This is a genomic window from Streptomyces kryoterrae (assembly GCF_054072135.1).
Map to the genome: position 1 here is coordinate 6,274,098 of NZ_CM133358.1, position 21,876 is coordinate 6,295,973.

Annotated in this window: 33 protein-coding genes; 28 read left to right on the top strand and 5 right to left on the bottom strand. The window is 66.5% G+C overall.

Annotated elements, in window-relative coordinates:
* Positions 1 to 32: 32 nt before the first annotated feature.
* Complete coding sequence (locus tag ACW4TU_RS27760) at positions 33 to 923, bottom strand: GNAT family N-acetyltransferase (protein ID WP_457417482.1); 891 nt, start codon at positions 921 to 923, stop codon at positions 33 to 35.
* 62 nt (positions 924 to 985) lie between these two features.
* Complete coding sequence (locus ACW4TU_RS27765; protein WP_457417483.1) at positions 986 to 1,411, bottom strand: ATP-binding protein; 426 nt, start codon at positions 1,409 to 1,411, stop codon at positions 986 to 988.
* A 139-nt stretch (positions 1,412 to 1,550) separates the two neighbouring features.
* On the opposite strand from ACW4TU_RS27765, the gene ACW4TU_RS27770 reads away from it, so the two are divergent.
* The 3 genes from ACW4TU_RS27770 to ACW4TU_RS27780 are packed head-to-tail and all read left to right on the top strand — an operon-like array spanning position 1,551 to position 3,455.
* Positions 1,551 to 2,414, top strand: a complete 864-nt coding sequence (locus tag ACW4TU_RS27770) for a helix-turn-helix domain-containing protein (RefSeq protein ID WP_457417484.1) — start codon at positions 1,551 to 1,553, stop codon at positions 2,412 to 2,414.
* Positions 2,411 to 2,599 carry a DUF397 domain-containing protein gene (locus tag ACW4TU_RS27775; protein ID WP_457417485.1) on the top strand — a complete coding sequence of 63 codons (189 nt, stop codon included), beginning with the start codon at positions 2,411 to 2,413 and terminating at the stop codon, positions 2,597 to 2,599. The genes ACW4TU_RS27770 and ACW4TU_RS27775 overlap by 4 nt, the downstream gene beginning before the upstream one ends.
* A 49-nt stretch (positions 2,600 to 2,648) precedes the next feature.
* Positions 2,649 to 3,455, top strand: coding sequence for a hypothetical protein (locus ACW4TU_RS27780; protein WP_457417486.1), 807 nt, complete (start codon positions 2,649 to 2,651; stop codon positions 3,453 to 3,455).
* A 96-nt stretch (positions 3,456 to 3,551) separates the two neighbouring features.
* Here ACW4TU_RS27780 and ACW4TU_RS27785 read toward each other — a convergent pair whose 3' ends face one another.
* Both ACW4TU_RS27785 and ACW4TU_RS27790 read right to left on the bottom strand, forming a co-directional pair.
* Entirely contained in the window at positions 3,552 to 4,472 is a 921-nt protein-coding gene (locus tag ACW4TU_RS27785) for an RpnC/YadD family protein (protein ID WP_457417487.1), read from the bottom strand.
* Between the two features lie 128 nt (positions 4,473 to 4,600).
* On the bottom strand, positions 4,601 to 5,608 hold the full coding sequence (locus ACW4TU_RS27790; RefSeq protein ID WP_457417488.1) for a helix-turn-helix domain-containing protein: 1,008 nt from the start codon (positions 5,606 to 5,608) through the stop codon (positions 4,601 to 4,603).
* Between the two features lie 466 nt (positions 5,609 to 6,074).
* Here ACW4TU_RS27790 and ACW4TU_RS27795 point away from each other — a divergent pair, with 466 nt between their 5' ends.
* Positions 6,075 to 6,914 (top strand): hypothetical protein, encoded by an 840-nt coding sequence (locus ACW4TU_RS27795; RefSeq protein ID WP_457417489.1) that lies wholly within the window; start codon positions 6,075 to 6,077, stop codon positions 6,912 to 6,914.
* Positions 6,915 to 6,954: 40 nt separating this feature from the next.
* Here the strand turns inward: ACW4TU_RS27795 and ACW4TU_RS27800 are convergent, their stop codons facing one another.
* Positions 6,955 to 7,656 (bottom strand): hypothetical protein, encoded by a 702-nt coding sequence (locus tag ACW4TU_RS27800; protein ID WP_457417490.1) that lies wholly within the window; start codon positions 7,654 to 7,656, stop codon positions 6,955 to 6,957.
* Between the two features lie 490 nt (positions 7,657 to 8,146).
* Here ACW4TU_RS27800 and rpsJ point away from each other — a divergent pair, with 490 nt between their 5' ends.
* From rpsJ to map, 24 genes are all read left to right on the top strand, one after another.
* Complete coding sequence (rpsJ, locus tag ACW4TU_RS27805) at positions 8,147 to 8,455, top strand: 30S ribosomal protein S10 (protein WP_003948644.1); 309 nt, start codon at positions 8,147 to 8,149, stop codon at positions 8,453 to 8,455.
* A 17-nt stretch (positions 8,456 to 8,472) separates the two neighbouring features.
* The gene (gene rplC, locus ACW4TU_RS27810; protein WP_457417491.1) at positions 8,473 to 9,117 is read left to right on the top strand and encodes a 50S ribosomal protein L3; all 645 of its coding nucleotides are present in this window, start codon (positions 8,473 to 8,475) and stop codon (positions 9,115 to 9,117) included.
* Positions 9,118 to 9,124: 7 nt separating this feature from the next.
* Positions 9,125 to 9,781 (top strand): 50S ribosomal protein L4, encoded by a 657-nt coding sequence (gene rplD, locus ACW4TU_RS27815; protein WP_457417492.1) that lies wholly within the window; start codon positions 9,125 to 9,127, stop codon positions 9,779 to 9,781.
* Positions 9,781 to 10,200, top strand: coding sequence for a 50S ribosomal protein L23 (gene rplW, locus ACW4TU_RS27820; RefSeq protein ID WP_457417493.1), 420 nt, complete (start codon positions 9,781 to 9,783; stop codon positions 10,198 to 10,200). Before rplD ends, rplW begins: the two co-directional genes overlap by 1 nt.
* A gap of 38 nt (positions 10,201 to 10,238) precedes the next feature.
* The gene (rplB, locus tag ACW4TU_RS27825) at positions 10,239 to 11,075 is read left to right on the top strand and encodes a 50S ribosomal protein L2 (protein WP_006376052.1); all 837 of its coding nucleotides are present in this window, start codon (positions 10,239 to 10,241) and stop codon (positions 11,073 to 11,075) included.
* Positions 11,076 to 11,087: 12 nt separating this feature from the next.
* Positions 11,088 to 11,369: a 30S ribosomal protein S19 gene (gene rpsS, locus ACW4TU_RS27830; protein WP_024755409.1), complete on the top strand. Its 282-nt coding sequence runs from the start codon at positions 11,088 to 11,090 to the stop codon at positions 11,367 to 11,369.
* Positions 11,370 to 11,411: 42 nt separating this feature from the next.
* Entirely contained in the window at positions 11,412 to 11,759 is a 348-nt protein-coding gene (gene rplV / locus ACW4TU_RS27835; RefSeq protein WP_164318980.1) for a 50S ribosomal protein L22, read from the top strand.
* Positions 11,759 to 12,607: a 30S ribosomal protein S3 gene (gene rpsC / locus ACW4TU_RS27840; RefSeq protein WP_164407106.1), complete on the top strand. Its 849-nt coding sequence runs from the start codon at positions 11,759 to 11,761 to the stop codon at positions 12,605 to 12,607. The genes rplV and rpsC overlap by 1 nt, the downstream gene beginning before the upstream one ends.
* Positions 12,608 to 12,612: 5 nt before the next feature.
* Positions 12,613 to 13,032 carry a 50S ribosomal protein L16 gene (gene rplP, locus ACW4TU_RS27845; protein WP_164318975.1) on the top strand — a complete coding sequence of 140 codons (420 nt, stop codon included), beginning with the start codon at positions 12,613 to 12,615 and terminating at the stop codon, positions 13,030 to 13,032.
* On the top strand, positions 13,032 to 13,256 hold the full coding sequence (gene rpmC, locus ACW4TU_RS27850) for a 50S ribosomal protein L29 (RefSeq protein WP_005481220.1): 225 nt from the start codon (positions 13,032 to 13,034) through the stop codon (positions 13,254 to 13,256). The genes rplP and rpmC overlap by 1 nt, the downstream gene beginning before the upstream one ends.
* On the top strand, positions 13,256 to 13,546 hold the full coding sequence (gene rpsQ, locus ACW4TU_RS27855; RefSeq protein ID WP_457417494.1) for a 30S ribosomal protein S17: 291 nt from the start codon (positions 13,256 to 13,258) through the stop codon (positions 13,544 to 13,546). The genes rpmC and rpsQ overlap by 1 nt, the downstream gene beginning before the upstream one ends.
* A gap of 235 nt (positions 13,547 to 13,781) precedes the next feature.
* Entirely contained in the window at positions 13,782 to 14,150 is a 369-nt protein-coding gene (rplN, locus tag ACW4TU_RS27860) for a 50S ribosomal protein L14 (protein WP_006376015.1), read from the top strand.
* Between the two features lie 2 nt (positions 14,151 to 14,152).
* Entirely contained in the window at positions 14,153 to 14,476 is a 324-nt protein-coding gene (rplX, locus tag ACW4TU_RS27865) for a 50S ribosomal protein L24 (protein ID WP_164318969.1), read from the top strand.
* Positions 14,476 to 15,033, top strand: a complete 558-nt coding sequence (gene rplE / locus ACW4TU_RS27870; RefSeq protein ID WP_164318966.1) for a 50S ribosomal protein L5 — start codon at positions 14,476 to 14,478, stop codon at positions 15,031 to 15,033. The genes rplX and rplE overlap by 1 nt, the downstream gene beginning before the upstream one ends.
* Positions 15,034 to 15,038: 5 nt before the next feature.
* The gene (locus ACW4TU_RS27875) at positions 15,039 to 15,224 is read left to right on the top strand and encodes a type Z 30S ribosomal protein S14 (protein ID WP_003948630.1); all 186 of its coding nucleotides are present in this window, start codon (positions 15,039 to 15,041) and stop codon (positions 15,222 to 15,224) included.
* Between the two features lie 220 nt (positions 15,225 to 15,444).
* On the top strand, positions 15,445 to 15,843 hold the full coding sequence (gene rpsH, locus ACW4TU_RS27880) for a 30S ribosomal protein S8 (protein ID WP_081218894.1): 399 nt from the start codon (positions 15,445 to 15,447) through the stop codon (positions 15,841 to 15,843).
* Between the two features lie 21 nt (positions 15,844 to 15,864).
* Entirely contained in the window at positions 15,865 to 16,404 is a 540-nt protein-coding gene (rplF, locus tag ACW4TU_RS27885) for a 50S ribosomal protein L6 (protein WP_164407105.1), read from the top strand.
* A 3-nt stretch (positions 16,405 to 16,407) separates the two neighbouring features.
* The gene (gene rplR, locus ACW4TU_RS27890; protein WP_164407104.1) at positions 16,408 to 16,794 is read left to right on the top strand and encodes a 50S ribosomal protein L18; all 387 of its coding nucleotides are present in this window, start codon (positions 16,408 to 16,410) and stop codon (positions 16,792 to 16,794) included.
* A 71-nt stretch (positions 16,795 to 16,865) separates the two neighbouring features.
* Positions 16,866 to 17,471: a 30S ribosomal protein S5 gene (gene rpsE / locus ACW4TU_RS27895; protein WP_006376045.1), complete on the top strand. Its 606-nt coding sequence runs from the start codon at positions 16,866 to 16,868 to the stop codon at positions 17,469 to 17,471.
* Entirely contained in the window at positions 17,471 to 17,653 is a 183-nt protein-coding gene (rpmD, locus tag ACW4TU_RS27900) for a 50S ribosomal protein L30 (RefSeq protein ID WP_055553514.1), read from the top strand. The genes rpsE and rpmD overlap by 1 nt, the downstream gene beginning before the upstream one ends.
* A gap of 2 nt (positions 17,654 to 17,655) precedes the next feature.
* The gene (gene rplO, locus ACW4TU_RS27905; protein WP_450407000.1) at positions 17,656 to 18,111 is read left to right on the top strand and encodes a 50S ribosomal protein L15; all 456 of its coding nucleotides are present in this window, start codon (positions 17,656 to 17,658) and stop codon (positions 18,109 to 18,111) included.
* 243 nt (positions 18,112 to 18,354) lie between these two features.
* Positions 18,355 to 19,674, top strand: a complete 1,320-nt coding sequence (gene secY / locus ACW4TU_RS27910; protein ID WP_457430337.1) for a preprotein translocase subunit SecY — start codon at positions 18,355 to 18,357, stop codon at positions 19,672 to 19,674.
* On the top strand, positions 19,674 to 20,336 hold the full coding sequence (locus tag ACW4TU_RS27915) for an adenylate kinase (RefSeq protein ID WP_164318951.1): 663 nt from the start codon (positions 19,674 to 19,676) through the stop codon (positions 20,334 to 20,336). Before secY ends, ACW4TU_RS27915 begins: the two co-directional genes overlap by 1 nt.
* Before the next feature lie 167 nt (positions 20,337 to 20,503).
* The gene (gene map, locus ACW4TU_RS27920; RefSeq protein ID WP_457417495.1) at positions 20,504 to 21,340 is read left to right on the top strand and encodes a type I methionyl aminopeptidase; all 837 of its coding nucleotides are present in this window, start codon (positions 20,504 to 20,506) and stop codon (positions 21,338 to 21,340) included.
* Positions 21,341 to 21,876 lie beyond the last annotated feature (536 nt).

Consider the following 21,876-nt stretch of genomic DNA (forward strand, 5'->3'; position numbering starts at 1 on the left):
AGGACGGAGACCTGTACCCGCGCCCGTCAGGGTCAGAGGAAGTGCCCGCTGGCCAGGTAGAGAGCCGGGGCAGGCATGTCGCGGACGGCGATGTAACCCTCCTGCCCGATGTCGAGACGGGCTGCCAGACCGACGTCGACCGCCCACTGGTTGGGCGTGGTGATGCAGTTGACCAGGGTGCGCCCCCGAGACGAGGCCAGGGCCTCCCACAGGAGGCGTTGCGCGGTCTCGGGGTGCGCGGCGGCCAGCAGGGACGCCTGTCCCCGGTCGTCGGTGTAGACGTATCCGGGCTTCGCGCGGTCCTCGGACACGACCAGTTGCAGGGTGTCGAGCATGTAGAGGTGGTCGAGGCCGTGGCCCGCGCCCCGCAGGTCCCGGTCCAGCCGGTCCATCCACTCGAAGTCATCAGCCCGGCCCTCCCTGAGGCCGTCGACCACAGGGAGCGTGGACCGGTCGACGGTGCCTGTCATCCGCATCTGCGGGTGCAGGGAGAAGCCCGCCAGCCGGTAGCGGCGGGTGGCGCCGGGGTGGACGCTGGACGAGAAGATGCCGGGGCGCCCAGCGGCGTGGGCGAGGGCGGCGTCGATCAGGCGCTTGCCGAGGCCCAGTCCCTGGTGGCTGGGCAGAACGCCGTAGGTCGCGAGGAACCAGAGGCCGTCGCGGTTCTGCGAGATGGCGAACCCGACTGTCCGGTCGGCGCCCGCTTCCTCTTCCACGGCGACCCAGCAACCTCCCGGATCCACGCCCAGGAAGAAACGCATCCGGTCGATCCACTGCTTCGAGGCGATCGCCGAACGCGGCTCGACCTCCGGGTCACTGACCCGCCTGGTACCGCTCTCCGCCTCGAAGAAGGTCGCGGCGGAAGCCTGTTCCGCCGATGGGAGATCGGCTTCTTGCATCGGCCTGATCGATACGGAGTCCATTCGGGCAGGGTAGGGAACGGCCAGGCCGGCCCGCATCCGGGTTTCACGCCTCCCCGGCCCCCTCACCCCACCCCGCACTCCGCCCAGACCGTCTTCCGAGGACGCGGTCCCAACCCCACCCCCCACCGGTCCGCCAACGCCTCGACGATGACCAGTCCCCGCCCCGACTCGCTGTCCGGTGCCGGCTCCCGTACCCCCGGCAGCAGGTCGTCCCGGGTGTCCGTCACCTCGATGCGGAGGGTGGTGCCGATGACGTACAGCATGAGCCGGAAATCGCGGCCCGGTACGCGCCCGTGGGTCACCACGTTCGCCGTGAGTTCCGCGACGAGGTGCTCCGCGGGGTCCAAAGGGAGTCCCCAGTCCCGCAGTTGCTGCACCGCGAGCTGACGGGCCTGCCGGGCTCCACGGGGCGTGGGCGGCAGTAGGGCGCTGAAGTTGCAGATGCGGCCGGTGTGTTGGGTCCGGTGATCGGCGGTTTCCTGATTCATGTCACTGAGCGTGGCTGAACATGCTTGCCTTGACGTGCGGTGACGCCTGTGCGTATCCGCGCTGTCCGGTTCTTGTCTCGCTCTGTCTCGGCTGTCTCGGATGACGTGCGGGTACGGGTGCGCGTTGGAGGTGGGTGGCATGAGCAACGAAATCGAAGGCAACGAAGGTGTGGACGAGTCCGGCTGGGACCTCGAACCTGGCGACGAGAGTGCGCCGTTGATCGAGGCGGTCGGGCGACTCGTCAGGTTCTGCCGCGAACAGGCCGGGATGAGGGTGGCCGACTTCGCCCAAGTCATGGGGTACGGCGAGGACATGATCCGCAAGATCGAGCGCGGGGCGCGGATCCCGAGGGTGGAGTTCCTGGATCGGGCTGACGATGTCCTGAACGTCGGAGGGCATCTGCGGACGTTCATGGAGGACGTCGAGAAGGCGCGGTATCCGAAGAAGGTGCGCGAGCTGAAGGAACTGGAGGATCGGGCCGTTGAGATGCTGCTGTACAGCAACCACAACGTCCACGGGTTGTTGCAGACGCGGGAGTTCGCGCAGGCGCTGCTCGCCCCCTGGCGGCCCAAGCTCTCGGCCGAGGGCCTGGACCGGGCTGTCGCCGGGCGAATGGCTCGGCAGGCCGTCTTCCAGCGGGAGCCCGCCGTGGAACTCAGCTTCGTCCAGGAACAGGTGACCCTTGAACGCCCGATCGGCGGGACAATGGTGCTGCACCGACAGCTCGAACATCTGCTGGAGATCGCCCAGTTGCCGAACGTCGAGTTCCAGGTGATGCCGACGGCACGCGCGGACCACCCAGGAACGAGCGGTCGCATCCAGGTGCTGAAATTCGGGGACGGTACCGGCGCCGGACGCACCGACGACGAGTTCGGCGGACGTCCGGTCTCCAGCCCGAGGCAGCTCCAGATCCTTGAACTGCGGTATGGCATCATCCGAACTCAGGCGCTCTCCCCGGGGGAGTCGCTGGCCTTCATCGAGCAAGCGCTGGGAGCACTATGAGCGCCACGGAACTCAACTGGTTCAAGAGCAGTCACAGCGACAGCAGCAACCCCAGCGACTGCGTCGAGATAGCCACCGCCCCCGATGGCATCCACGTCCGCGACTCCAAAGCCCCCAAGGGCCCCAGCCTCACCCTCGGCCCCACCACCTGGGCCGAGTTCATCTCGTACGCGTCCGGCAGCTGATCACACCGGTGTAGCCTTTCCGCTCCCTTTGGACATCGGAGAGGTCTGAATGAACCGAAGACGTACCGCCGCAGTGGTCGCGACAGCCGGAGCCCTCGCGCTCTCGGTGCTCAACGCGCCGGCCGCGCAGGCGAAGGACACGGGCATCGTCGTGACGGGCCTTGTCATCAACAACGGTAAGCCGGTGGTGGTCGGCACGTCGCGGGTGGTGGAACCGTCCTTTACCTTCGATATGGCCCTGCCTCCGGGGTACGACACGAACCACCCGCTCCGCTATGACGCGCAACCCTTCCTGTATCAGCGAAGCGTTCTGCTTCCCGAGATACAGCTGAGCCTCAGGACCTGCTACGAGGTCAGCCTCAAGAAGGCCCATTGCGAGGGCACGCTGTCCATCGATCCCGATCCGTCGCAGAAGCAGATCGTCTCCAACCGTGACGCCACAAAGTGGAAGGTCGGCGTGGCCCTCGCGCTGTTCAAGAGCAACGGTGAAGTGGTCCAGGAGTTCGAGACAAGGCCCGGAGGCGTCTCCCTGAGACGCGCCGCGAAGCTCTCCGTCGCCGACGTCACCCCGGAGCCGGTCACCAAGGGCAAGAAGCTCACCGTCGCGGGCAAGCTCACCCGGGTGAACTGGACCACCCACAAGAACGGCCCCTACGCCGGCAGCACCGTGAGTCTCCAGTTCCGGGCCAAGGGCGCGAGCACCTTCAAGACGCTCAAGAAGGTCACCACCAACAGTGCGGGTGCCCTCCGTACCACGGTCACCGCCTCCACCGACGGGTTCTTCCGGTGGGTGTATCTCGGGAACACCGTGACAGGCACCGCGACCAGCGGCCAGGACTACATCGACGTGCGCTGACCTGACTGCCCGACTGCCGGGGCGAACCGTCTGTCGAAGCTGCGCCATGTGTGTGCGGCTCCGACAGACGGCGTGCTGCGGTCGGCCGGACTTCGGTTACTGGTCCGCGAAGATCTCCGCAGCGGAGGTGGCGGTGAGGGCGCGGGTGAGCCAGGTGCGCAGGGTCTCGGTGTCGTCGCAGCCGGTGATCCGGTCCCGGATCTCGTCGGTCACGTCGACGCCGCGCTGCTCCAGGACGAGCAGTATGGCGGCGGCCTGGCCCTCGGCCTTGCCTTGGGCGATGCCTTCGGCCTGGCCCTGTGCTCGGCCCTGTGCTCGGCCTTCGTCGCGGATCTCTTCCGCGATGTAGGACTTGTAGAAGGAGAGGTCCACGGCCACCAGTTTCCTCCAGTACTGCCTGGCCGGGCGGTCGCCCAGGCCTTGTGCGGTGAATTCGATGATCGGGTCGGCGATGTCCTCGGGCTCGCCCTGTAGGGCTGTGGACAGTGCTTTCAGTATGGCAAAGATGTCCGGATCGGTCGCGTGCGTGATGGCGGAAAGGGTGGCCAGTGCCAGGTCCGCGCGTGCCTCGGCCGGGTCGGTGATGACGGGGGTGTTGTGCGGGCCCACCACGAGGGGCGTGAGGGTGAGCGTGGGCAGTCCGGGCGGACCGCTGCTCACCGGTTGCTGGGCCCATCTGGCGACGGCACGGTCCTGACACACGACCATGAGCGCGGTGGGCAGCTTGTACGTGGTCCACAAGTATGACGTGTAGTACGCCCAGCTCGCGGGCTTGGCCGGGTTCTTCGTCCGCTGCGACTCGATGGCGAGCAGGTAGGAGCCGTGCTCGGCGCTCCTCAGCCGTAGGAGGGTGTCCACACGACGTTCGACGGGCTCGGTCTCGGTGAGGTCGGTGGGCATGACGGTGACTTCCACCGGGGTGGGGAGGGAGAAGCCGAGCACGTCGGAGAGGCGGCTGAAGAGGCGTGGATCGTGCTGGAAGATGCGGTGCATCGCTTCGTGGGGCGCGCTGACCATAGGGGTCCCTGGGAGTGTGAGGTGGTACGCGGCATGCGGAAAAAAATTGCCTATGGCATGTGCCAGGACGAATCTCGCCGCGAGCGTAGGAGTCCAACACGGCCTGGCAGCAGCCAAGTTGGTGACGTTCACCCCGAGGGGTGAAGGACTCCGAGAGTTGATCCGCTGTGGAGTTGACGGCATTCGCCGCATCTGCCGGGCTCCGGACTGCGGAAGGCCCGCTCACAGCCGTCGCAGTTCTGGAGTGGGTGCCGGACGGGTGATGGCCCGGCCGGTGCGCGGTACGGCGCCGGGGGCGGCAGCTTCGCGGTGAGGCGGTGGGCCAGGAAGGCGGCTGGGCGGCGCATGCCCTCTGGTGGGAGGTCGCTGATCAGGGCGTGTCGTACGGCGGTGGGGCTGGCGTCGCGTTCCAGCCAGGCGGCGACTCCGGGTGCGAGGTGGGCCGTGTCGCAGGCCGACAGGAGCAGGTCGGGGTCGAGGCGGCGGAGATCGGCGAGGAGGTCGGTGGCTGCCTGGAGGAGGCCTGGTCCCTTGTACGCGGGCTGCGGTACGGCGGGGAGGGGCTTGCGTGGGGTGCGCTTCTTGGGCGGGCCGGGGGCGGTGGTGGGGTGCGCGGGCCGGGTGGGCTCGGGGGCCCTGTGTTCGGGAGCGGGCCCCGGATGCGGCTCCGGTCGGGGCTTGGACTCCGACTCCGCTGGGGACCCCGACTCCGGCCTGGTACGGCGATCAGCGTGACCGTCGGCGTGACGTCCGGGCTGGTTGCAGGAGATCGTGCGGGTGACGATGTTGCCGGTGGGGGTGCGTTCGCGGGTTCGGCTGAGGTAGCCGTGGGTTTCCAGTTCGCGCAGGGCGGCGGCGATACGGGCCGGGCCCTCGGGGAATCTCTTGGCGAGGGTCTTGATGTCGACGGGGGCGCCGGCTTGCAGCGACTGGATGTGTGTGCCCAGGCCGATGGCGAGCAGCGACAGCTCGGGGTGCTGGGCGAGGTGGTTGCCGATCACCGTGAAGCGGGTGGTGTGGCGGGCGTTGTCGTGGATCACCCCGGAGACGCCGGAACTGGGGCGTCGGTGAGGGTGATTTTTTCCCGCCGGGCGGGACTGGGCGCACGGGGGCGCACTAGGGTTCTGCGTATCCATCGGGAAGCCTTACTTCCTCGGTGGTCAGGCCCTCGCATTGGGATTGCAGTCCCGGCGAGGGCCGTCGCATGTCTGGAGTTGTCTGTGACGTGGTCGTGCCGCGTTGGGCTGAGCGTAAGGCAGGCAACCGGGCACAAATCCAGCGAAGTTGCTGATGTTCACTCGGGGGAGTGAGTGAGTGAGTTCGCGCGGAAGCGGCCGGGGCCGCCGTCTGTGGCGAACGGCAGGGTAGGTGGGGTTTGGTGGGTTTCTTTATCTCCCGTGTTTCTTTGAAAAGAGCGCTGGGCCCTCCTGAGCACACGTCACCGGGACGCACCTTCCCGGGTTCCGGTGTGACCTGTGCGTTCGAGGTGGGCGCCGAGGCACGGCGGACGGACAGGCGAGAAGGGAACTGCCCACCAGCTGGGCCGAGTTCATCTCGTACGCTTCCGGCAGTTGATCGAGTAGCTGCCAGAAGAGGGTGTGCATGAACGCAGGTATACGAGGCCGAAGACGTACCGCCGCAGTGATCGCGACGGTCGGAGCCCTCGCGCTCTCGGTGCTCAACGCCCCGGCCGCGCAGGCGAAGGACACGGGCATCGTCGTGTCGAACCTGGTCTTCAACAAGGGCAAGCCGATCGTGGTCGGCACATCGAAGGTGGCGGAAGCACCCGTCCCGTTCAATATCACCCTGCCTTCGGCAGGTGACCCTGCCCGCTGGGGCGTCTCCCCCTTCCTCTACCGGGGAAGCTTGAAGGACGTGGCTAACGACAGCGCCGAAGACTCCCTGTGGACGCTTCCTTACACCTGCTACGAGCAGGACTCCCAGAGGGCCCGTTGTGAGGGCACACTCTTCATCGATCCCGATCCGTCGATGGACGAGATCGACTCCAACAGCGACGCCACCAAGTGGAAGATCGGCGTGCACCTTCGTCTGTTCCCGGCCGGCGACGGCCCTGTCCTGGCCGAGGAGTTCGACTCAAGATCCGGAACTGTCTCCCTGAGGCGTGCCGCGAAGCTCTCCGTCGCCGACGTCACCCCGGAGCCGGTCGCCAAGGGCAAGAAGCTCACCGTCGCGGGCAAGCTCACGCGGGCGAACTGGACCACCCACAAGAACGGCCCCTACGCCGGCAGCACGGTGAGTCTCCAGTTCCGGGCCAAGGGCGAGACCGCCTTCAAGACGCTCAAGAAGGTCACCACCAACAGCGCGGGTGCCCTCCGTACCACGGTCACCGCCTCCACCGACGGGTTCTTCCGGTGGGTGTACCTCGGCAACACCACGACCGGTACCGCTACCAGCGGCCAGGACTACATCGACGTGCGCTGATCGTCGTACGACGTCACCGAGGTCGTACGCAACCGTCCGGTCAGTGCGTGAGCCGTGCTCCCAGCAGGGGCAGCAAACGCTCCCGCAGTAGTCGCCGGGCCGGGTCCCAGGACGGCCACAGGAGTTTGTGGTGGGTGCCGTCCGTCATGACCACCTCCAGACCGGAGGTGGTCACCCCGCCGTGCAGGCGCGCCGCGCCCATCCCCGCGAACGGGATCAGCTTGTTCGTGGGATGGGCGGCCAGGACGGTCTCCGCGTCGTGGGCGATGAGCCGGTACGGGTCCCGTGGGGTCAGGCCGGAGCCGCCGGAGTTCACCAGTGTGGTCAGCAGACCGCTGCGGATGCGCAGCAGGCCCTCCGGGAGCAGCCACAGCTCGCCGTGGATCCAGTCCAGCCAGCCGGTCGTACAGGTACTGGTGAGCAGGCGGGCCTGCACCAGGCGTACGCGGCAGGCGCGGGCCACCGATTCCGTCAGCAGCGTGCTCCACGCGTCGAGGGACGAGACCCGGTGGCGTTCTCCGGCAGGCTCGGCCGCCGAGAGGAAGAAGACTCGCGCCCGGCCGGCTCCGTGCAGTTCCACGGTGAGCTGGACCTGCCAGGACGGGCACTCGACTTGCACGGCCAGGGCGCCCGCATCCCGTGACCACAGGACGTCCGAGACTTGCAGGCCCGCCGCCCGCCAGTCCCGTATGTGCGATTCCAGGCGGGCTGCCGCCTCGTTCAGGTCCATGTCGTGCGTCACACCGGGATCATGGCCGATGCCGCCGACCGGGGGACACGCCCCGTCCGCGTTTGACCTTCGTCACCCTGCGGGTATTCTCTCCCGCTCGATTGGCGGAGGCCCTGCCCCGTATGGCAGACTGTCCGAGTTGCTCGGTCGAGTTGTCGATGCTGCGCGCCTCCCGCCGGGAGGACCGAAAGCGAGTCCCACAGTACTCGTCGCCCCATCTGTCGTAAGGCAGCGCTGGAGCGGACGTACGGGAATCTTTCGGGAAGCGTCAGTGCGGCACCGGCCAGGCGCCCGGTGGGTTCGCGTCAGGGAAATTTGACGCAGTCGCCCCCGGCCCGCGGTTCCGGAAGGGCCGTGCTTCCCGTGCAGGGACGTCTCATATGGGACATCTGTGTCGGTGAGAGCGCGACACACCCGACCGCGTGGGTCGGACAAGCAGGGCGAAGTGAGTTCGGAACACCGGGTTCCAGAGCGTACGAAGAGACAGGACTACTGAGTAGCCATGGCGGGACAGAAGATCCGCATCCGGCTCAAGGCCTACGACCACGAGGTCATCGACTCCTCGGCGAAGAAGATCGTCGAGACGGTGACACGCACTGGTGCGTCGGTCGCGGGCCCGGTGCCGCTGCCCACTGAGAAGAACGTGTACTGCGTCATCAAGTCGCCGCACAAGTACAAGGACTCTCGCGAGCACTTCGAGATGCGCACGCACAAGCGCCTGATCGACATTCTCGACCCGACGCCCAAGACCGTTGACTCTCTGATGCGACTCGACCTCCCGGCCGGTGTCGACATCGAGATCAAGCTCTAGGGGACGGTGATCTGAGAATGGCTAAGCAGATCAAGGGCATCCTGGGCGAGAAGCTCGGCATGACGCAGGTGTGGGACGAGAACAACCGTGTCGTTCCCGTCACCGTCGTCAAGGCCGGTCCGAACGTCGTGACCCAGGTCCGTACGAATGACTCCGACGGCTACGAGTCGGTCCAGATCGCCTTCGGCGAGATCGACCCTCGCAAGGTGAACAAGCCCCTCAAGGGTCACTTCGCCAAGGCTGACGTCACCCCCCGCCGCCACCTCGTCGAGATCCGTACCGCTGGTGCCAGCGAGTACACCCTCGGCCAGGAGATCACCGCCGAGACCTTCGAGGCCGGCGTCAAGGTGGACGTGACCGCCAACAGCAAGGGCAAGGGCTTCGCCGGTGTCATGAAGCGTCACAACTTCCATGGTCTCGGCGCCGGCCACGGTGTCCAGCGCAAGCACCGCTCTCCCGGCTCCATCGGTGGCTGTGCCACCCCTGGCCGTGTCTTCAAGGGCATGCGCATGGCGGGCCGCATGGGTAACGAGCGGGTCACCACCCAGAACCTGACCGTCCACGCCGTTGACGCGGAGAAGGGTCTGCTGCTCATCAAGGGCGCGATTCCTGGTCCGAACGGCGGCCTCGTCCTGGTCCGCACCGCGGCCAAGGGGGCCTGAGGTACCGATGAGCACTGTTGACATCCTTTCGCCCGCTGGCGAGACGACCGGAAGCGTCGAGCTCCCCGCGGAGATCTTCGACGTAGAGAAGATCAGCATCCCGCTGCTTCACCAGGTCGTCGTCGCGCAGCTGGCCGCTGCCCGTCAGGGCACGCACAAGACCAAGACCCGCGCCGAGGTCCGTGGTGGCGGTAGGAAGCCCTACCGTCAGAAGGGCACCGGCCGCGCCCGTCAGGGTTCGACCCGTGCGCCGCAGTTCGCCGGCGGTGGCGTCGTTCACGGCCCCACCCCGCGTGACTACTCGCAGCGGACCCCGAAGAAGATGAAGGCCGCGGCCCTGCGCCACGCCCTCACCGACCGGGCCCGCAACGCTCGTATCCACGTGATCACGAGCGTGATCGAGGGCGACACCCCCTCCACCAAGGCCGCGAAGAGCTTCCTCGGCAAGGTCAGTGAGCGCAAGAACGTGCTCCTGGTCATCGAGCGCTCCGACGAGGCCGGGCTGCTTTCCGCCCGCAACCTGCCCCAGGTGCACATCCTGGACCCGGGCCAGCTGAACACGTACGACGTTCTCGTCTCGGACGACGTGGTCTTCACCCAGGCCGCTTTCGAGTCCTTCGTGTCCGGCCCCAAGGCCACTGACACCGAAGGGAGCGAGGTCTGATGGCGATCCGTCACCCCGCCATTGCCTCCAAGGCGGCCAAGGCCGCCAAGGCCGCGCGCGTCGCCAAGGCGAAGCGCCACGAGGCCGAGGGCAAGAACACCGTCGTCACGCCGGTCAGCAAGTCGTACACGGACCACCGTGACGTCCTGCTGAAGCCGGTCGTGTCCGAGAAGAGCTACGCGCTCATCGACGAGAACAAGTACACGTTCATCGTCGCTCCCGGCACCAACAAGACCCAGATCAAGCAGGCCGTCCAGGCGGTCTTCTCGGTCAAGGTCACCGGGGTCAACACGATCAACCGCATCGGCAAGCGCAAGCGCACCAAGAGCGGTTTCGGTAAGCGCGCTGACACCAAGCGCGCGATCGTGACCCTCGCCGAGGGCGACCGTATCGACATCTTCGGCGGTCCGGCCGCGTAAGCGGGTCGGATCGTCCGATATCGGACGAGGACTGAGAAATGGGAATCCGCAAGTACAAGCCGACTACGCCGGGCCGCCGTGGCTCCAGCGTCGCCGACTTCGTCGAGGTCACGCGGTCCACGCCGGAGAAGTCGCTGGTTCGCCCCCTGCACAGCAAGGGCGGCCGTAACAATTCCGGTCGTGTGACCGTTCGCCACCAGGGTGGCGGACACAAGCGCGCCTACCGAGTGATCGACTTCCGTCGTCACGACAAGGACGGCGTGCCGGCGAAGGTCGCGCACATCGAGTACGACCCCAACCGCACCGCGCGCATCGCGCTGCTGCACTACGCGGACGGCGAGAAGCGCTACATCCTCGCCCCCCGCAACCTGTCGCAGGGTGACCGCGTCGAGAACGGTCCTGGGGCCGACATCAAGCCGGGCAACAACCTGGCGCTCCGCAACATCCCGGTCGGTACCACGATCCACGCGATCGAGATCCGTCCCGGTGGCGGCGCCAAGTTCGCCCGCTCCGCAGGCGCCTCGGTGCAGCTGCTGGCGAAGGAGGGCACGATGGCCCACCTTCGTATGCCCTCCGGCGAGATCCGCCTGGTCGACCAGCGCTGCCGCGCCACGGTCGGCGAGGTCGGCAACGCCGAGCAGAGCAACATCAACTGGGGCAAGGCCGGCCGTAAGCGCTGGCTGGGCGTCCGCCCGACCGTCCGCGGTGTGGCGATGAACCCGGTTGACCACCCGCACGGTGGTGGTGAAGGCAAGACCTCCGGTGGTCGTCACCCGGTCTCGCCGTGGGGTCAGAAGGAGGGTCGTACTCGTTCGCCGAAGAAGGCATCGAACAAGTACATCGTCCGCCGCCGCAAGACGAACAAGAAGCGCTAGGAGCGGGTTTAGATGCCGCGCAGTCTCAAGAAGGGACCCTTCGTCGACGGACACCTTGTAAAGAAGGTGGACGTACAGAACGAAGCCGGTACCAAGAACGTCATCAAGACCTGGTCCCGTCGCTCGATGATCATCCCGGCCATGCTCGGCCACACGATCGCGGTGCACAACGGCAAGACCCACATCCCGGTGTTTGTCACCGAGTCGATGGTCGGCCACAAGCTCGGCGAGTTCTCGCCGACGCGCACCTTCCGGGGTCACGTCAAGGACGACCGGAAGTCGAAGCGCCGCTAACGCGGGGTGGAATCGACCATGACAGACACTGGAAGGACAACCATGGAAGCCAGGGCCCAGGCGCGGTACATCCGCGTTACGCCCATGAAGGCCCGCCGCGTGGTGGACCTTATCCGTGGCATGGATGCCACGGAGGCTCAGGCGGTCCTGCGTTTCGCCGCGCAGGCCGCGAGCGTGCCGGTCGGCAAGGTGCTTGACAGCGCCATCGCCAACGCCGCGCACAACTACGACCACACCGACGCCGGCAGCCTCGTCATCACTGAGGCGTACGTCGACGAGGGTCCGACCCTGAAGCGGTTCCGTCCGCGTGCCCAGGGCCGCGCCTACCGGATCCGCAAGCGGACCAGCCACATCACCGTGGTCGTCAGCAGCAAGGAAGGAACCCGGTAATGGGCCAGAAGGTTAACCCGCATGGGTTCCGGCTCGGCATCACCACGGACTTCAAGTCCCGGTGGTACGCCGACAAGCTGTACAAGGACTACGTCGGTGAAGACGTCGCCATCCGTCGGATGATGACGTCCGGCATGGAGCGCGCCGGCATCTCGAAGGTTGAGATCGAGCGCACCCGTGACCGCGTCCGCGTCGACATCCACACCGCGCGTCCGGGCATCGTCATCGGCCGCCGTGGCGCCGAGGCCGACCGTATCCGCGGCGACCTGGAGAAGCTGACCAAGAAGCAGGTCCAGCTCAACATCCTCGAGGTCAAGAACCCCGAGCTCGATGCTCAGCTGGTCGCTCAGGCCGTCGCCGAGCAGCTGTCCTCCCGCGTCTCCTTCCGTCGCGCCATGCGTAAGAGCATGCAGTCGACGATGAAGGCCGGCGCCAAGGGCATCAAGATCCAGTGTGGTGGCCGTCTCGGCGGCGCCGAGATGTCCCGCTCGGAGTTCTACCGCGAGGGCCGTGTGCCCCTGCACACGCTCCGCGCGAACGTGGACTACGGCTTCTTCGAGGCCAAGACGACCTTCGGCCGTATCGGTGTGAAGGTCTGGATCTACAAGGGCGACGTCAAGAACATCGCCGAGGTCCGCGCCGACAACGCCGCTGCCCGTGCGGGTAACCGCCCGGCGCGTGGCGGTGCCGGTGGCGCCGCCGACCGTCCGGCCCGTGGTGGTGGCCGTGGTGGCGAGCGTGGCGGCCGCGGCCGCAAGCCGCAGCAGGCTCCCGCTGCCGAGGCCCCCAAGGCCGAGGCTCCGGCGGCTGCCGCTCCGGCTGCTGAAAGCACCGGAACGGAGGCCTGACCGACATGCTGATCCCCCGTAGGGTCAAGCACCGCAAGCAGCACCACCCGAAGCGCCGTGGCATGGCCAAGGGCGGTACGGCGGTCTCGTTCGGCGAGTACGGCATTCAGGCCGTCACGCCGGCATACGTGACCAACCGCCAGATCGAGGCGGCCCGTATCGCGATGACCCGCCACATCAAGCGTGGCGGCAAGGTCTGGATCAACATCTATCCGGACCGCCCGCTCACCAAGAAGCCTGCCGAGACCCGCATGGGTTCCGGTAAGGGTTCCCCCGAGTGGTGGATCGCGAACGTGCACCCGGGCCGGGTCATGTTCGAACTGTCCTACCCCAACGAGAAGATCGCCCGTGAGGCCCTCACTCGCGCAGCCCACAAGCTGCCGATGAAGTGCCGGATCGTCAAGCGCGAGGCAGGTGAAGCGTGATGTCGGCCGGTACCAAGGCGTCCGAGCTGCGCGAACTGGGTGACGAGGAGCTTCTCAACAAGCTCCGCGAAGCCAAGGAAGAGCTGTTCAACCTCCGCTTCCAGGCGGCGACGGGTCAGCTCGAGAACCACGGTCGGCTCAAGGCCGTCCGTAAGGACATCGCGCGGATCTACACCCTGATGCGTGAGCGCGAGCTGGGCATCGAGACGGTGGAGAGCGCCTGATGAGCGAGAGCAACGTGACTGAGCAGAACAGCACCGAAGCCCGTGGCTTCCGCAAGACCCGTGAGGGTCTCGTCGTCAGCGACAAGATGGACAAGACCGTCGTCGTCGCTGTCGAGGACCGCGTGAAGCACGCGCTGTACGGCAAGGTCATCCGCCGTACGAACAAGCTCAAGGCCCACGACGAGCAGAACGCCGCCGGCGTCGGCGACCGTGTCATCATCATGGAGACCCGGCCGCTGTCCGCCTCGAAGCGGTGGCGCATCGTCGAGATCCTCGAGAAGGCCAAGTAGTCCCTGCGGGGTTTTGAACCCGTAGCCAGACTCGCCGCTCCGGCCGGAGCTCCGTAAGGCGACTTACGGAGCTCCCACCGGAACCGGCCGGGCCGCGTGAGTCACTTACGCGGCCCGCCGGGCGGCCCAAGTAATTCCTGCGGGGGCTACCCGCAGGGCAGTTCCGCCAGGCTCCGGTACGGGGTTGTACAGACAACCCCGTGTTGGGGAACCGGCAGACAATCAGGAGATAGACGTGATCCAGCAGGAGTCGCGACTGCGTGTCGCCGACAACACTGGTGCGAAGGAAATCCTTTGCATCCGTGTCCTCGGTGGCTCCGGTCGCCGCTACGCGGGCATCGGCGACGTCATCGTCGCCACCGTCAAGGACGCGATCCCCGGTGGCAACGTGAAGAAGGGTGACGTCATCAAGGCCGTCATCGTTCGCACCGTCAAGGAGCGCCGCCGTCCCGACGGCTCGTACATCCGCTTCGACGAGAACGCCGCTGTTGTTCTGAAGAACGACGGCGACCCTCGTGGCACCCGTATCTTCGGCCCGGTGGGCCGGGAGCTGCGCGAGAAGAAGTTCATGAAGATCATCTCGCTCGCGCCGGAGGTGCTGTAAGCATGAAGATCAAGAAGGGCGACCTGGTTCAGGTCATCACCGGTAAGGACAGGGGCAAGCAGGGCAAGGTCATCGCGGCCTTCCCCCGTGAGGACCGCGTCCTGGTCGAGGGTGTCAACCGGGTCAAGAAGCACACCAAGGCCGGCCCGACCGCAAAGGGTTCGCAGGCCGGCGGCATCGTCACGACCGAGGCGCCCGTCCACGTCTCCAACGTCCAGCTGGTCGTTGAGAAGGACGGCAACAAGGTTGTCACGCGTGTCGGTTACCGCTTCGACGACGAGGGCAACAAGATCCGCGTTGCCAAGCGGACGGGTGAGGACATCTGATGACTACCACCACGACTCCGCGTCTCAAGACGAAGTACCGCGAGGAGATCGCGGGCAAGCTGCGTGAGGAGTTCTCCTACGAGAACGTCATGCAGATCCCCGGTCTCGTCAAGATCGTGGTCAACATGGGTGTCGGCGACGCCGCCCGTGACTCGAAGCTCATGGACGGTGCCGTCCGTGACCTGACCACCATCACGGGTCAGAAGCCGGCCGTCACCAAGGCCCGTAAGTCCATCGCGCAGTTCAAGCTGCGCGAGGGCCAGCCGATCGGTGCCCACGTCACGCTTCGTGGCGACCGCATGTGGGAGTTCCTGGACCGCACCCTGTCGCTCGCGCTGCCGCGCATCCGCGACTTCCGTGGTCTGTCTCCCAAGCAGTTCGACGGCCGTGGCAACTACACCTTCGGTCTCACCGAGCAGGTCATGTTCCACGAGATCGACCAGGACAAGATCGACCGCACCCGGGGTATGGACATCACCGTGGTGACCACGGCGACCAACGACGCTGAGGGCCGCGCGCTCCTCCGTCACCTCGGCTTCCCCTTCAAGGAGGCGTAAGCGAGATGGCGAAGAAGGCTCTGATTGCCAAGGCTGCTCGTAAGCCCAAGTTCGGCGTACGTGGTTACACGCGCTGCCAGCGCTGTGGCCGTCCGCACTCCGTGTACCGCAAGTTCGGCCTGTGCCGCGTCTGCCTTCGTGAGATGGCTCACCGTGGCGAGCTGCCGGGCGTGACCAAGAGCTCCTGGTAATCCCGTTTTCTAGGGATTCCCGAAGCTCTCGGTAAGCTAATGGGTTGGTCAGGTGCCCATCCCTCCATGGCTTAGGCTAGGAGGGTTGGGCGCCTGATTGCCGCCCGTACGACTTACTACGCCGTAGGTCCCCCGCACCGCACCCGTCCCGCCATTGAGTGAGTGGGGAGAGGGATGGCGCATCCAGGAAACCCCGGCGAGAGAGGCCGAAGGCCAATTCATGACCATGACTGATCCGATCGCGGACATGCTGACTCGTCTGCGTAACGCGAACTCGGCGTACCACGACGATGTCGCGATGCCGCACAGCAAGATCAAGTCGCACATCGCGGAGATCCTCCAGCAGGAGGGCTTCATCACCGGCTGGAAGGTCGAGGACGCCGAAGTCGGCAAGAAGCTCGTCCTCGAGCTGAAGTTCGGCCCGAACCGTGAGCGCTCCATCGCGGGCATCAAGCGGATTTCGAAGCCTGGTCTGCGTGTGTACGCGAAGTCCACCTCCCTGCCCAAGGTGCTCGGTGGCCTCGGCGTGGCGATCATCTCCACGTCGCACGGTCTCCTCACTGGACAGCAGGCCGGCAAGAAGGGCGTAGGCGGAGAAGTCCTCGCCTACGTCTGGTAGAAGGGAACGGAGGAAACAGCTATGTCGCGTATTGGCAAGCTCCCCATCACGGTTCCCGCCGGCGTGGACGTCACCATCGACGGCCGTACGGTTTCGGTGAAGGGCCCCAAGGGCTCTCTCTCCCACACCGTCGCTGCGCCGATCGACATCGCCAAGGGTGAGGACGGCGTTCTCAACGTCACCCGCCCCAACGACGAGCGTCAGAACAAGGCCCTGCACGGCCTGTCCCGCACGCTGGTGGCGAACATGATCACCGGCGTAACCGCGGGTTACGTGAAGAAGCTCGAGATCAGCGGTGTCGGTTACCGCGTGGCGGCGAAGGGCTCGAACCTCGAGTTCGCGCTCGGCTACAGCCACCCGATCACCGTCGAAGCGCCCGAGGGCATCAGCTTCAAGGTCGAGAACCCGACGCGGTTCTCGGTCGAGGGCATCGACAAGCAGAAGGTCGGCGAGGTTGCGGCCAACATCCGCAAGCTGCGCAAGCCTGACCCGTACAAGGCCAAGGGCGTCAAGTACGAGGGCGAAGTCATCCGGCGCAAGGTCGGAAAGGCGGGTAAGTAAGCCATGGCATACGGTACGAAGATCGCTAAGGGCGACGCTTACAAGCGTGCTGCCATCAAGCGTCGTCACATCCGGATCCGTAAGAAGGTCAACGGAACGGGTGAGCGTCCCCGCCTGGTGGTAACCCGCTCGAACCGCCACATCGTGGCCCAGGTCATCGACGACATCAAGGGTCACACCCTGGCGTCGGCGTCGACCCTGGACGCCTCGATCCGCGGTAACGAGGGCGAAGACAAGTCGGCGCAGGCCGGCAAGGTCGGCGCACTCGTGGCCGAGCGTGCCAAGGCCGCCGGTGTCGAGTCCGTCGTGTTCGACCGTGGTGGCAGCCGGTACGCCGGGCGTATCGCCGCCCTGGCCGACGCCGCCCGCGAAGCCGGGCTCAAGTTCTGAGCCGCCCGTCGCGCTCGCGACTTAACCGTCGCAGCGCAGCGTAGCTAGCGGAAAAAGAGAGAGGTAATCCAATGGCTGGACCCCAGCGCCGCGGAAGCGGTGCCGGTGGCGGCGAGCGGCGGGACCGGAAGGGCCGTGACGGCGGCGCTGCTGCCGCCGAGAAGACCGCGTACGTTGAGCGCGTTGTCGCGATCAACCGCGTCGCCAAGGTTGTGAAGGGTGGTCGTCGCTTCAGCTTCACTGCGCTCGTCGTAGTGGGCGATGGCGATGGCACCGTCGGTGTCGGTTACGGCAAGGCCAAGGAGGTGCCGGCCGCGATCGCCAAGGGTGTTGAAGAGGCCAAGAAGCACTTCTTCAAGGTCCCCCGTATCCAGGGCACCATCCCGCACCCGATCACGGGCGAGAAGGCCGCGGGCGTCGTCCTGCTCAAGCCTGCTTCCCCCGGTACCGGCGTTATCGCCGGTGGCCCGGTGCGTGCTGTCCTCGAGTGCGCCGGCGTTCACGACATCCTGTCGAAGTCGCTCGGCTCGTCCAACGCGATCAACATCGTGCACGCGACCGTGGCGGCCCTCAAGGGCCTGCAGCGTCCCGAGGAGATCGCGGCCCGCCGTGGTCTGCCCCTCGAGGACGTCGCCCCCGCGGCTCTGCTCCGTGCGCGTGCGGGAGCGGGTGCGTAATGGCTCGCCTCAAGGTCACGCAGACGAAGTCGTACATCGGCAGCAAGCAGAACCACCGTGACACCCTGCGGTCCCTTGGTCTCAAGGGGATCAACACGCAGGTCGTCAAGGAGGACCGCCCCGAGTTCCGCGGAATGGTTCACACCGTCCGCCACCTCGTGACGGTTGAGGAGGTCGACTGATCATGGCGGAAAACAGCCCGCTCAAGATCCACAACCTCCGTCCTGCCCCGGGCGCCAAGACCGCCAAGACCCGTGTGGGTCGTGGTGAGGCGTCGAAGGGTAAGACGGCTGGACGTGGTACCAAGGGCACGAAGGCCCGTTACCAGGTTCCGGCGCGTTTCGAGGGTGGCCAGATGCCCCTCCACATGCGTCTCCCGAAGCTCAAGGGCTTCCGGAACCCGTTCAAGACCGAGTACCAGGTCGTGAACCTCGACAAGCTGGCGTCGCTGTACCCGGAGGGTGGCGAAGTCACCGTCGAGGGGCTCGTCGCCAACGGTGCGGTTCGCAAGAACAGCCTCGTCAAGGTCCTCGGCCAGGGCGAGATCTCCGTGGCGCTGCAGGTGACGGTCGACGCCGTCTCCGGCTCCGCCAAGGAGAAGATCACCGCCGCCGGCGGTACCGTCACCGAGCTGCTCTGAACACCACAGGCGTCTCGATGACTTGAGCGATCCCTACCGGGGATATCCCACAAATGGGGTATCCCCGGTTGGTCGTTCCTAGGAGGCGTGGTCGCCGGTAAGGTGGCCAGCACTGTCAAGTTGAGTCCGTTGTGTTCACGAGGAACTCCGGACCCCTCTCGGCTGTTAGTTATCTGTCAACGTATTCGTCGAACCTCAAAACCGTCACCTCTACGCAGTAGCGCGGGGGTCGCAGGAGGCACCGTGCTCACCGCGTTCGCCCGGGCGTTCAAGACGCCCGACCTGCGCAAGAAGCTGCTCTTCACGCTCGGCATCATCGTGGTCTATCGGGTGGGCACGCACATCCCGATCCCAGGTGTCGACTACCAGAACGTCCAGACGTGTATCGACGTCGCGAAGGGCGGAGGAAGCCAGGGCCTGTTCGGTCTGGTGAACATGTTCAGTGGCGGGGCGCTGCTGCAGATCACGATCTTCGCGCTGGGCATCATGCCGTACATCACGGCGAGCATCATCCTGCAGCTGCTGACGGTGGTGATCCCGCGCCTGGAAGCCCTCAAGAAGGAGGGCCAGGCGGGCACAGCGAAGATCACGCAGTACACCCGTTATCTGACGGTGGCTCTCGCCATCCTCCAGGGCACCGGTCTGGTCGCCACCGCGCGCAGCGGTGCGCTCTTCAGCGGCTGCCAGGTCGCCAGCGAGATCGTCCCGGACCAGTCGATCTTCGTGACCATCACCATGGTCGTCACCATGACCGCCGGTACGGCCGTCGTCATGTGGCTCGGTGAGCTCATCACCGACCGCGGTATCGGCAACGGCATGTCCATCCTGATGTTCATCTCGATCGCCGCCACCTTCCCGTCGGCGCTGTGGGCCATCAAGACCCAGGGCGACCTGGCGGACGGCTGGATCGAGTTCGGCACGGTCATCGCCGTCGGCCTCGTCATGGTCGCGCTGGTGGTCTTCGTCGAGCAGGCGCAGCGCCGGATCCCGGTCCAGTACGCGAAGCGCATGATCGGCCGCCGGTCCTACGGCGGCACGTCGACGTACATCCCGCTCAAGGTCAACCAGGCCGGCATCATCCCTGTGATCTTTGCCTCGTCGCTGCTCTACATCCCCGCGCTGGTCGCGCAGTTCTCCGGCGGCACCTCGGCCTGGAAGACGTGGATCGAGCAGAACCTGACCAAGGGTGACCACCCGGTTTACATCGTCACGTACTTCTTGCTGATCGTTTTCTTCGCGTTCTTCTACGTCGCCATCTCCTTCAACCCCGAAGAAGTAGCCGACAACATGAAGAAGTATGGTGGCTTCATCCCGGGCATCCGGGCTGGTCGGCCGACTGCTGAGTACCTGAGTTACGTACTCAACCGGATCACCTGGCCGGGTTCGCTGTACCTGGGTCTGATCGCTCTCGTACCGACGATGGCGTTGGTAGGTTTCGGGGCAAACCAGAACTTCCCGTTCGGCGGGACCAGCATCCTCATCATCGTGGGTGTCGGTCTTGAGACCGTGAAGCAGATTGAGAGCCAGCTCCAGCAGCGCAATTACGAAGGGTTCCTCCGCTGATGCGAATCGTCCTCGTCGGGCCGCCTGGTGCCGGGAAGGGAACGCAGGCCGCGTTCCTCGCCAAGAACCTGTCGATCCCGCACATCTCCACGGGCGACCTCTTCCGGGCCAACATCAGCAAGCAGACGGATCTCGGGAAACTCGCGAAGTCCTACATGGACGCGGGCAACCTGGTGCCGGACGAGGTCACGATCGCGATGGCCAAGGACCGCATGGAGCAGTCCGACGCGGTGAATGGCTTTCTGCTGGACGGCTTCCCGCGGAACGTTTCGCAGGCCGAGGCGCTGGACGAGATGCTGAAGGCCGAGTCCATGAAGCTGGACGCGGTCCTCGACCTGGAGGTCCCCGAGGACGAGGTGGTCAAGCGCATCGCCGGCCGCCGCATCTGCCGTAACGACTCGGCGCACGTCTTCCACGTCACGTACCAGGCGCCGAAGGCCGAGGGCGTCTGTGACGTCTGCGGCGGCGAGCTGTACCAGCGGGACGACGACTCCGAGGAGACGGTCCGCAAGCGCCTGGAGGTCTACCACACCCAGACCGAGCCGATCATCGACTACTACAAGGCCCAGGGCCTCGTGGTGACGATCTCGGCGCTGGGGAAGGTGGAGGACGTCACCGGCAAGGCGATGGCCGCGCTGAAGGGTGACGGCGAGGGCGAGTAGTTCCAGTAGCCCTTTCGGGCTTCCGGGTCGCAGTTTTCACGTCGGACAGCCGCGGTTCCCTGTCGGGGGACCGCGGCTGCTGCGTGGGGGCGGGGCGCCGTATCGTTGGCTTGTTGTGTGTTCGTTCGCTTCCCAGCCTGATCGGTTCAGGAAAGGCCGTAGTTCCCATGGTGCAGATCAAGACCCCCGAGCAGATCGCCAAGATGCGCGAGGCGGGGCTTGTCGTCGCCGCCATCCACGCGGCCACTCGTGAGGCGGCCGTGCCGGGCGCCAGTACGAAGGATCTGGACGAGGTCGCGCGGAAGGTGCTCGCGGAGCACAACGCGAAGCCGAACTTCCTTGGGTACGGCGGGTTCCCGGCGACGATCTGCACCTCCGTCAACGAGGTCGTCGTCCACGGCATCCCGTCCGACGAGGTCGTGCTGAAGGACGGGGACATCATCTCCATCGACTGCGGCGCGATCATCGACGGCTGGCACGGGGACGCGGCGTACACGGCGTTCGTGGGGTCGGGGCATGCTCCGGAGCTGATCGAGCTGTCGCGGGTGACGGAGGAGTCGATGTGGGCGGGGATCGCGGCGATGAAGCCGGGGAACCGGCTGGTCGACATCTCGCGTGCGATCGAGACGTACATCCGCCGTCAGCCCAAGGCGGGCGGTGGACGGTACGGGATCATCGAGGACTACGGCGGGCACGGCATCGGGACCGAGATGCACATGGATCCGCATCTGCTGAACTACGTCGAGCGCAAGCGGGGGAAGGGGCCGAAGCTGGTCCCTGGGTTCTGTCTCGCCATCGAGCCGATGGTGTCGTTGGGTACGCCGAGGACCGAGGTCCTCGCGGACGACTGGACGGTCATCACGACGGACGGGACCTGGTCGTCGCACTGGGAGCATTCGGTGGCGTTGACTGAGGCGGGGCCGTTGGTGCTTACGTCTCCCGACGGGGGGGCGGCGAAGTTGGCGGAGCATGGGGTTACCGCGGCGCCGGATCCGCTGGCGTAGGGCTTTTCCTCGCCCCCGCCGCCCCTACCCGTCCCATCCCCAGGGGCTCCGCCCCTTCGACCCCACCAGGGGGCTCCGCCCCCTGAACCCCCAGCGGGGCTCCGCCCCCTGCACCCCGCCCCGGGGCTTCGCCCCTGCATCCCCAGCGGGGGCTGCACCCCCTGCACCCTGCCCCGGGGCTTCGCCCCTGCATCCCCAGCGGGGGCTGCACCCCCTGCACCCTGCCCCGGGGCTTCGCCCCTGCATCCCCAGCGGGGCTCCGCCCCCTGCACCCCCAGCGGGGCTCCGCCCCCTGCACCCCGTCCGGGGCCGCGCCCTTGGCTACCGCCCGGGGTTGTGCCCCTGCACCCCCCCAGCGGGGGCTGCACCCCCTGCACCCCGCCCGGGGCCGCGCCCTTGGCTACCGCCCGGGGTTGTGCCCCTGGGCCCCGGGAGTTCTGCCGGGGCTGTGCCTCGGGACCCTGGTGGGGGCTGTATCCCCTGGAATTCGCCCCCGGCCTGGGGCTTCGCCCCTGGACCCATGGACCCATGGACCC

Coding starts and splice junctions, on each gene's coding strand:
- ACW4TU_RS27915 (WP_164318951.1), top strand. CDS start 19,674: ATGCGAATCGTCCTCGTCGGGCCGCCTGGTGCCGGGAAGGGAACGCAG.
- rplC (WP_457417491.1), top strand. CDS start 8,473: ATGGCTAAGCAGATCAAGGGCATCCTGGGCGAGAAGCTCGGCATGACG.
- rpmC (WP_005481220.1), top strand. CDS start 13,032: ATGTCGGCCGGTACCAAGGCGTCCGAGCTGCGCGAACTGGGTGACGAG.
- rpsC (WP_164407106.1), top strand. CDS start 11,759: ATGGGCCAGAAGGTTAACCCGCATGGGTTCCGGCTCGGCATCACCACG.
- rplX (WP_164318969.1), top strand. CDS start 14,153: ATGAAGATCAAGAAGGGCGACCTGGTTCAGGTCATCACCGGTAAGGAC.
- rplB (WP_006376052.1), top strand. CDS start 10,239: ATGGGAATCCGCAAGTACAAGCCGACTACGCCGGGCCGCCGTGGCTCC.
- ACW4TU_RS27770 (WP_457417484.1), top strand. CDS start 1,551: ATGAGCAACGAAATCGAAGGCAACGAAGGTGTGGACGAGTCCGGCTGG.
- ACW4TU_RS27780 (WP_457417486.1), top strand. CDS start 2,649: ATGAACCGAAGACGTACCGCCGCAGTGGTCGCGACAGCCGGAGCCCTC.
- rpsJ (WP_003948644.1), top strand. CDS start 8,147: ATGGCGGGACAGAAGATCCGCATCCGGCTCAAGGCCTACGACCACGAG.
- ACW4TU_RS27875 (WP_003948630.1), top strand. CDS start 15,039: ATGGCGAAGAAGGCTCTGATTGCCAAGGCTGCTCGTAAGCCCAAGTTC.
- ACW4TU_RS27790 (WP_457417488.1), bottom strand. CDS start 5,608: ATGGATACGCAGAACCCTAGTGCGCCCCCGTGCGCCCAGTCCCGCCCG.
- rplD (WP_457417492.1), top strand. CDS start 9,125: ATGAGCACTGTTGACATCCTTTCGCCCGCTGGCGAGACGACCGGAAGC.
- rplV (WP_164318980.1), top strand. CDS start 11,412: ATGGAAGCCAGGGCCCAGGCGCGGTACATCCGCGTTACGCCCATGAAG.
- rplE (WP_164318966.1), top strand. CDS start 14,476: ATGACTACCACCACGACTCCGCGTCTCAAGACGAAGTACCGCGAGGAG.
- rpsS (WP_024755409.1), top strand. CDS start 11,088: ATGCCGCGCAGTCTCAAGAAGGGACCCTTCGTCGACGGACACCTTGTA.
- ACW4TU_RS27760 (WP_457417482.1), bottom strand. CDS start 923: ATGGACTCCGTATCGATCAGGCCGATGCAAGAAGCCGATCTCCCATCG.
- ACW4TU_RS27765 (WP_457417483.1), bottom strand. CDS start 1,411: ATGAATCAGGAAACCGCCGATCACCGGACCCAACACACCGGCCGCATC.
- rpmD (WP_055553514.1), top strand. CDS start 17,471: ATGGCTCGCCTCAAGGTCACGCAGACGAAGTCGTACATCGGCAGCAAG.
- rpsE (WP_006376045.1), top strand. CDS start 16,866: ATGGCTGGACCCCAGCGCCGCGGAAGCGGTGCCGGTGGCGGCGAGCGG.
- rplO (WP_450407000.1), top strand. CDS start 17,656: ATGGCGGAAAACAGCCCGCTCAAGATCCACAACCTCCGTCCTGCCCCG.
- rplF (WP_164407105.1), top strand. CDS start 15,865: ATGTCGCGTATTGGCAAGCTCCCCATCACGGTTCCCGCCGGCGTGGAC.
- rpsQ (WP_457417494.1), top strand. CDS start 13,256: ATGAGCGAGAGCAACGTGACTGAGCAGAACAGCACCGAAGCCCGTGGC.
- ACW4TU_RS27775 (WP_457417485.1), top strand. CDS start 2,411: ATGAGCGCCACGGAACTCAACTGGTTCAAGAGCAGTCACAGCGACAGC.
- map (WP_457417495.1), top strand. CDS start 20,504: ATGGTGCAGATCAAGACCCCCGAGCAGATCGCCAAGATGCGCGAGGCG.
- rpsH (WP_081218894.1), top strand. CDS start 15,445: ATGACCATGACTGATCCGATCGCGGACATGCTGACTCGTCTGCGTAAC.
- rplR (WP_164407104.1), top strand. CDS start 16,408: ATGGCATACGGTACGAAGATCGCTAAGGGCGACGCTTACAAGCGTGCT.
- rplP (WP_164318975.1), top strand. CDS start 12,613: ATGCTGATCCCCCGTAGGGTCAAGCACCGCAAGCAGCACCACCCGAAG.
- rplW (WP_457417493.1), top strand. CDS start 9,781: ATGGCGATCCGTCACCCCGCCATTGCCTCCAAGGCGGCCAAGGCCGCC.
- ACW4TU_RS27795 (WP_457417489.1), top strand. CDS start 6,075: ATGAACGCAGGTATACGAGGCCGAAGACGTACCGCCGCAGTGATCGCG.
- ACW4TU_RS27785 (WP_457417487.1), bottom strand. CDS start 4,472: ATGGTCAGCGCGCCCCACGAAGCGATGCACCGCATCTTCCAGCACGAT.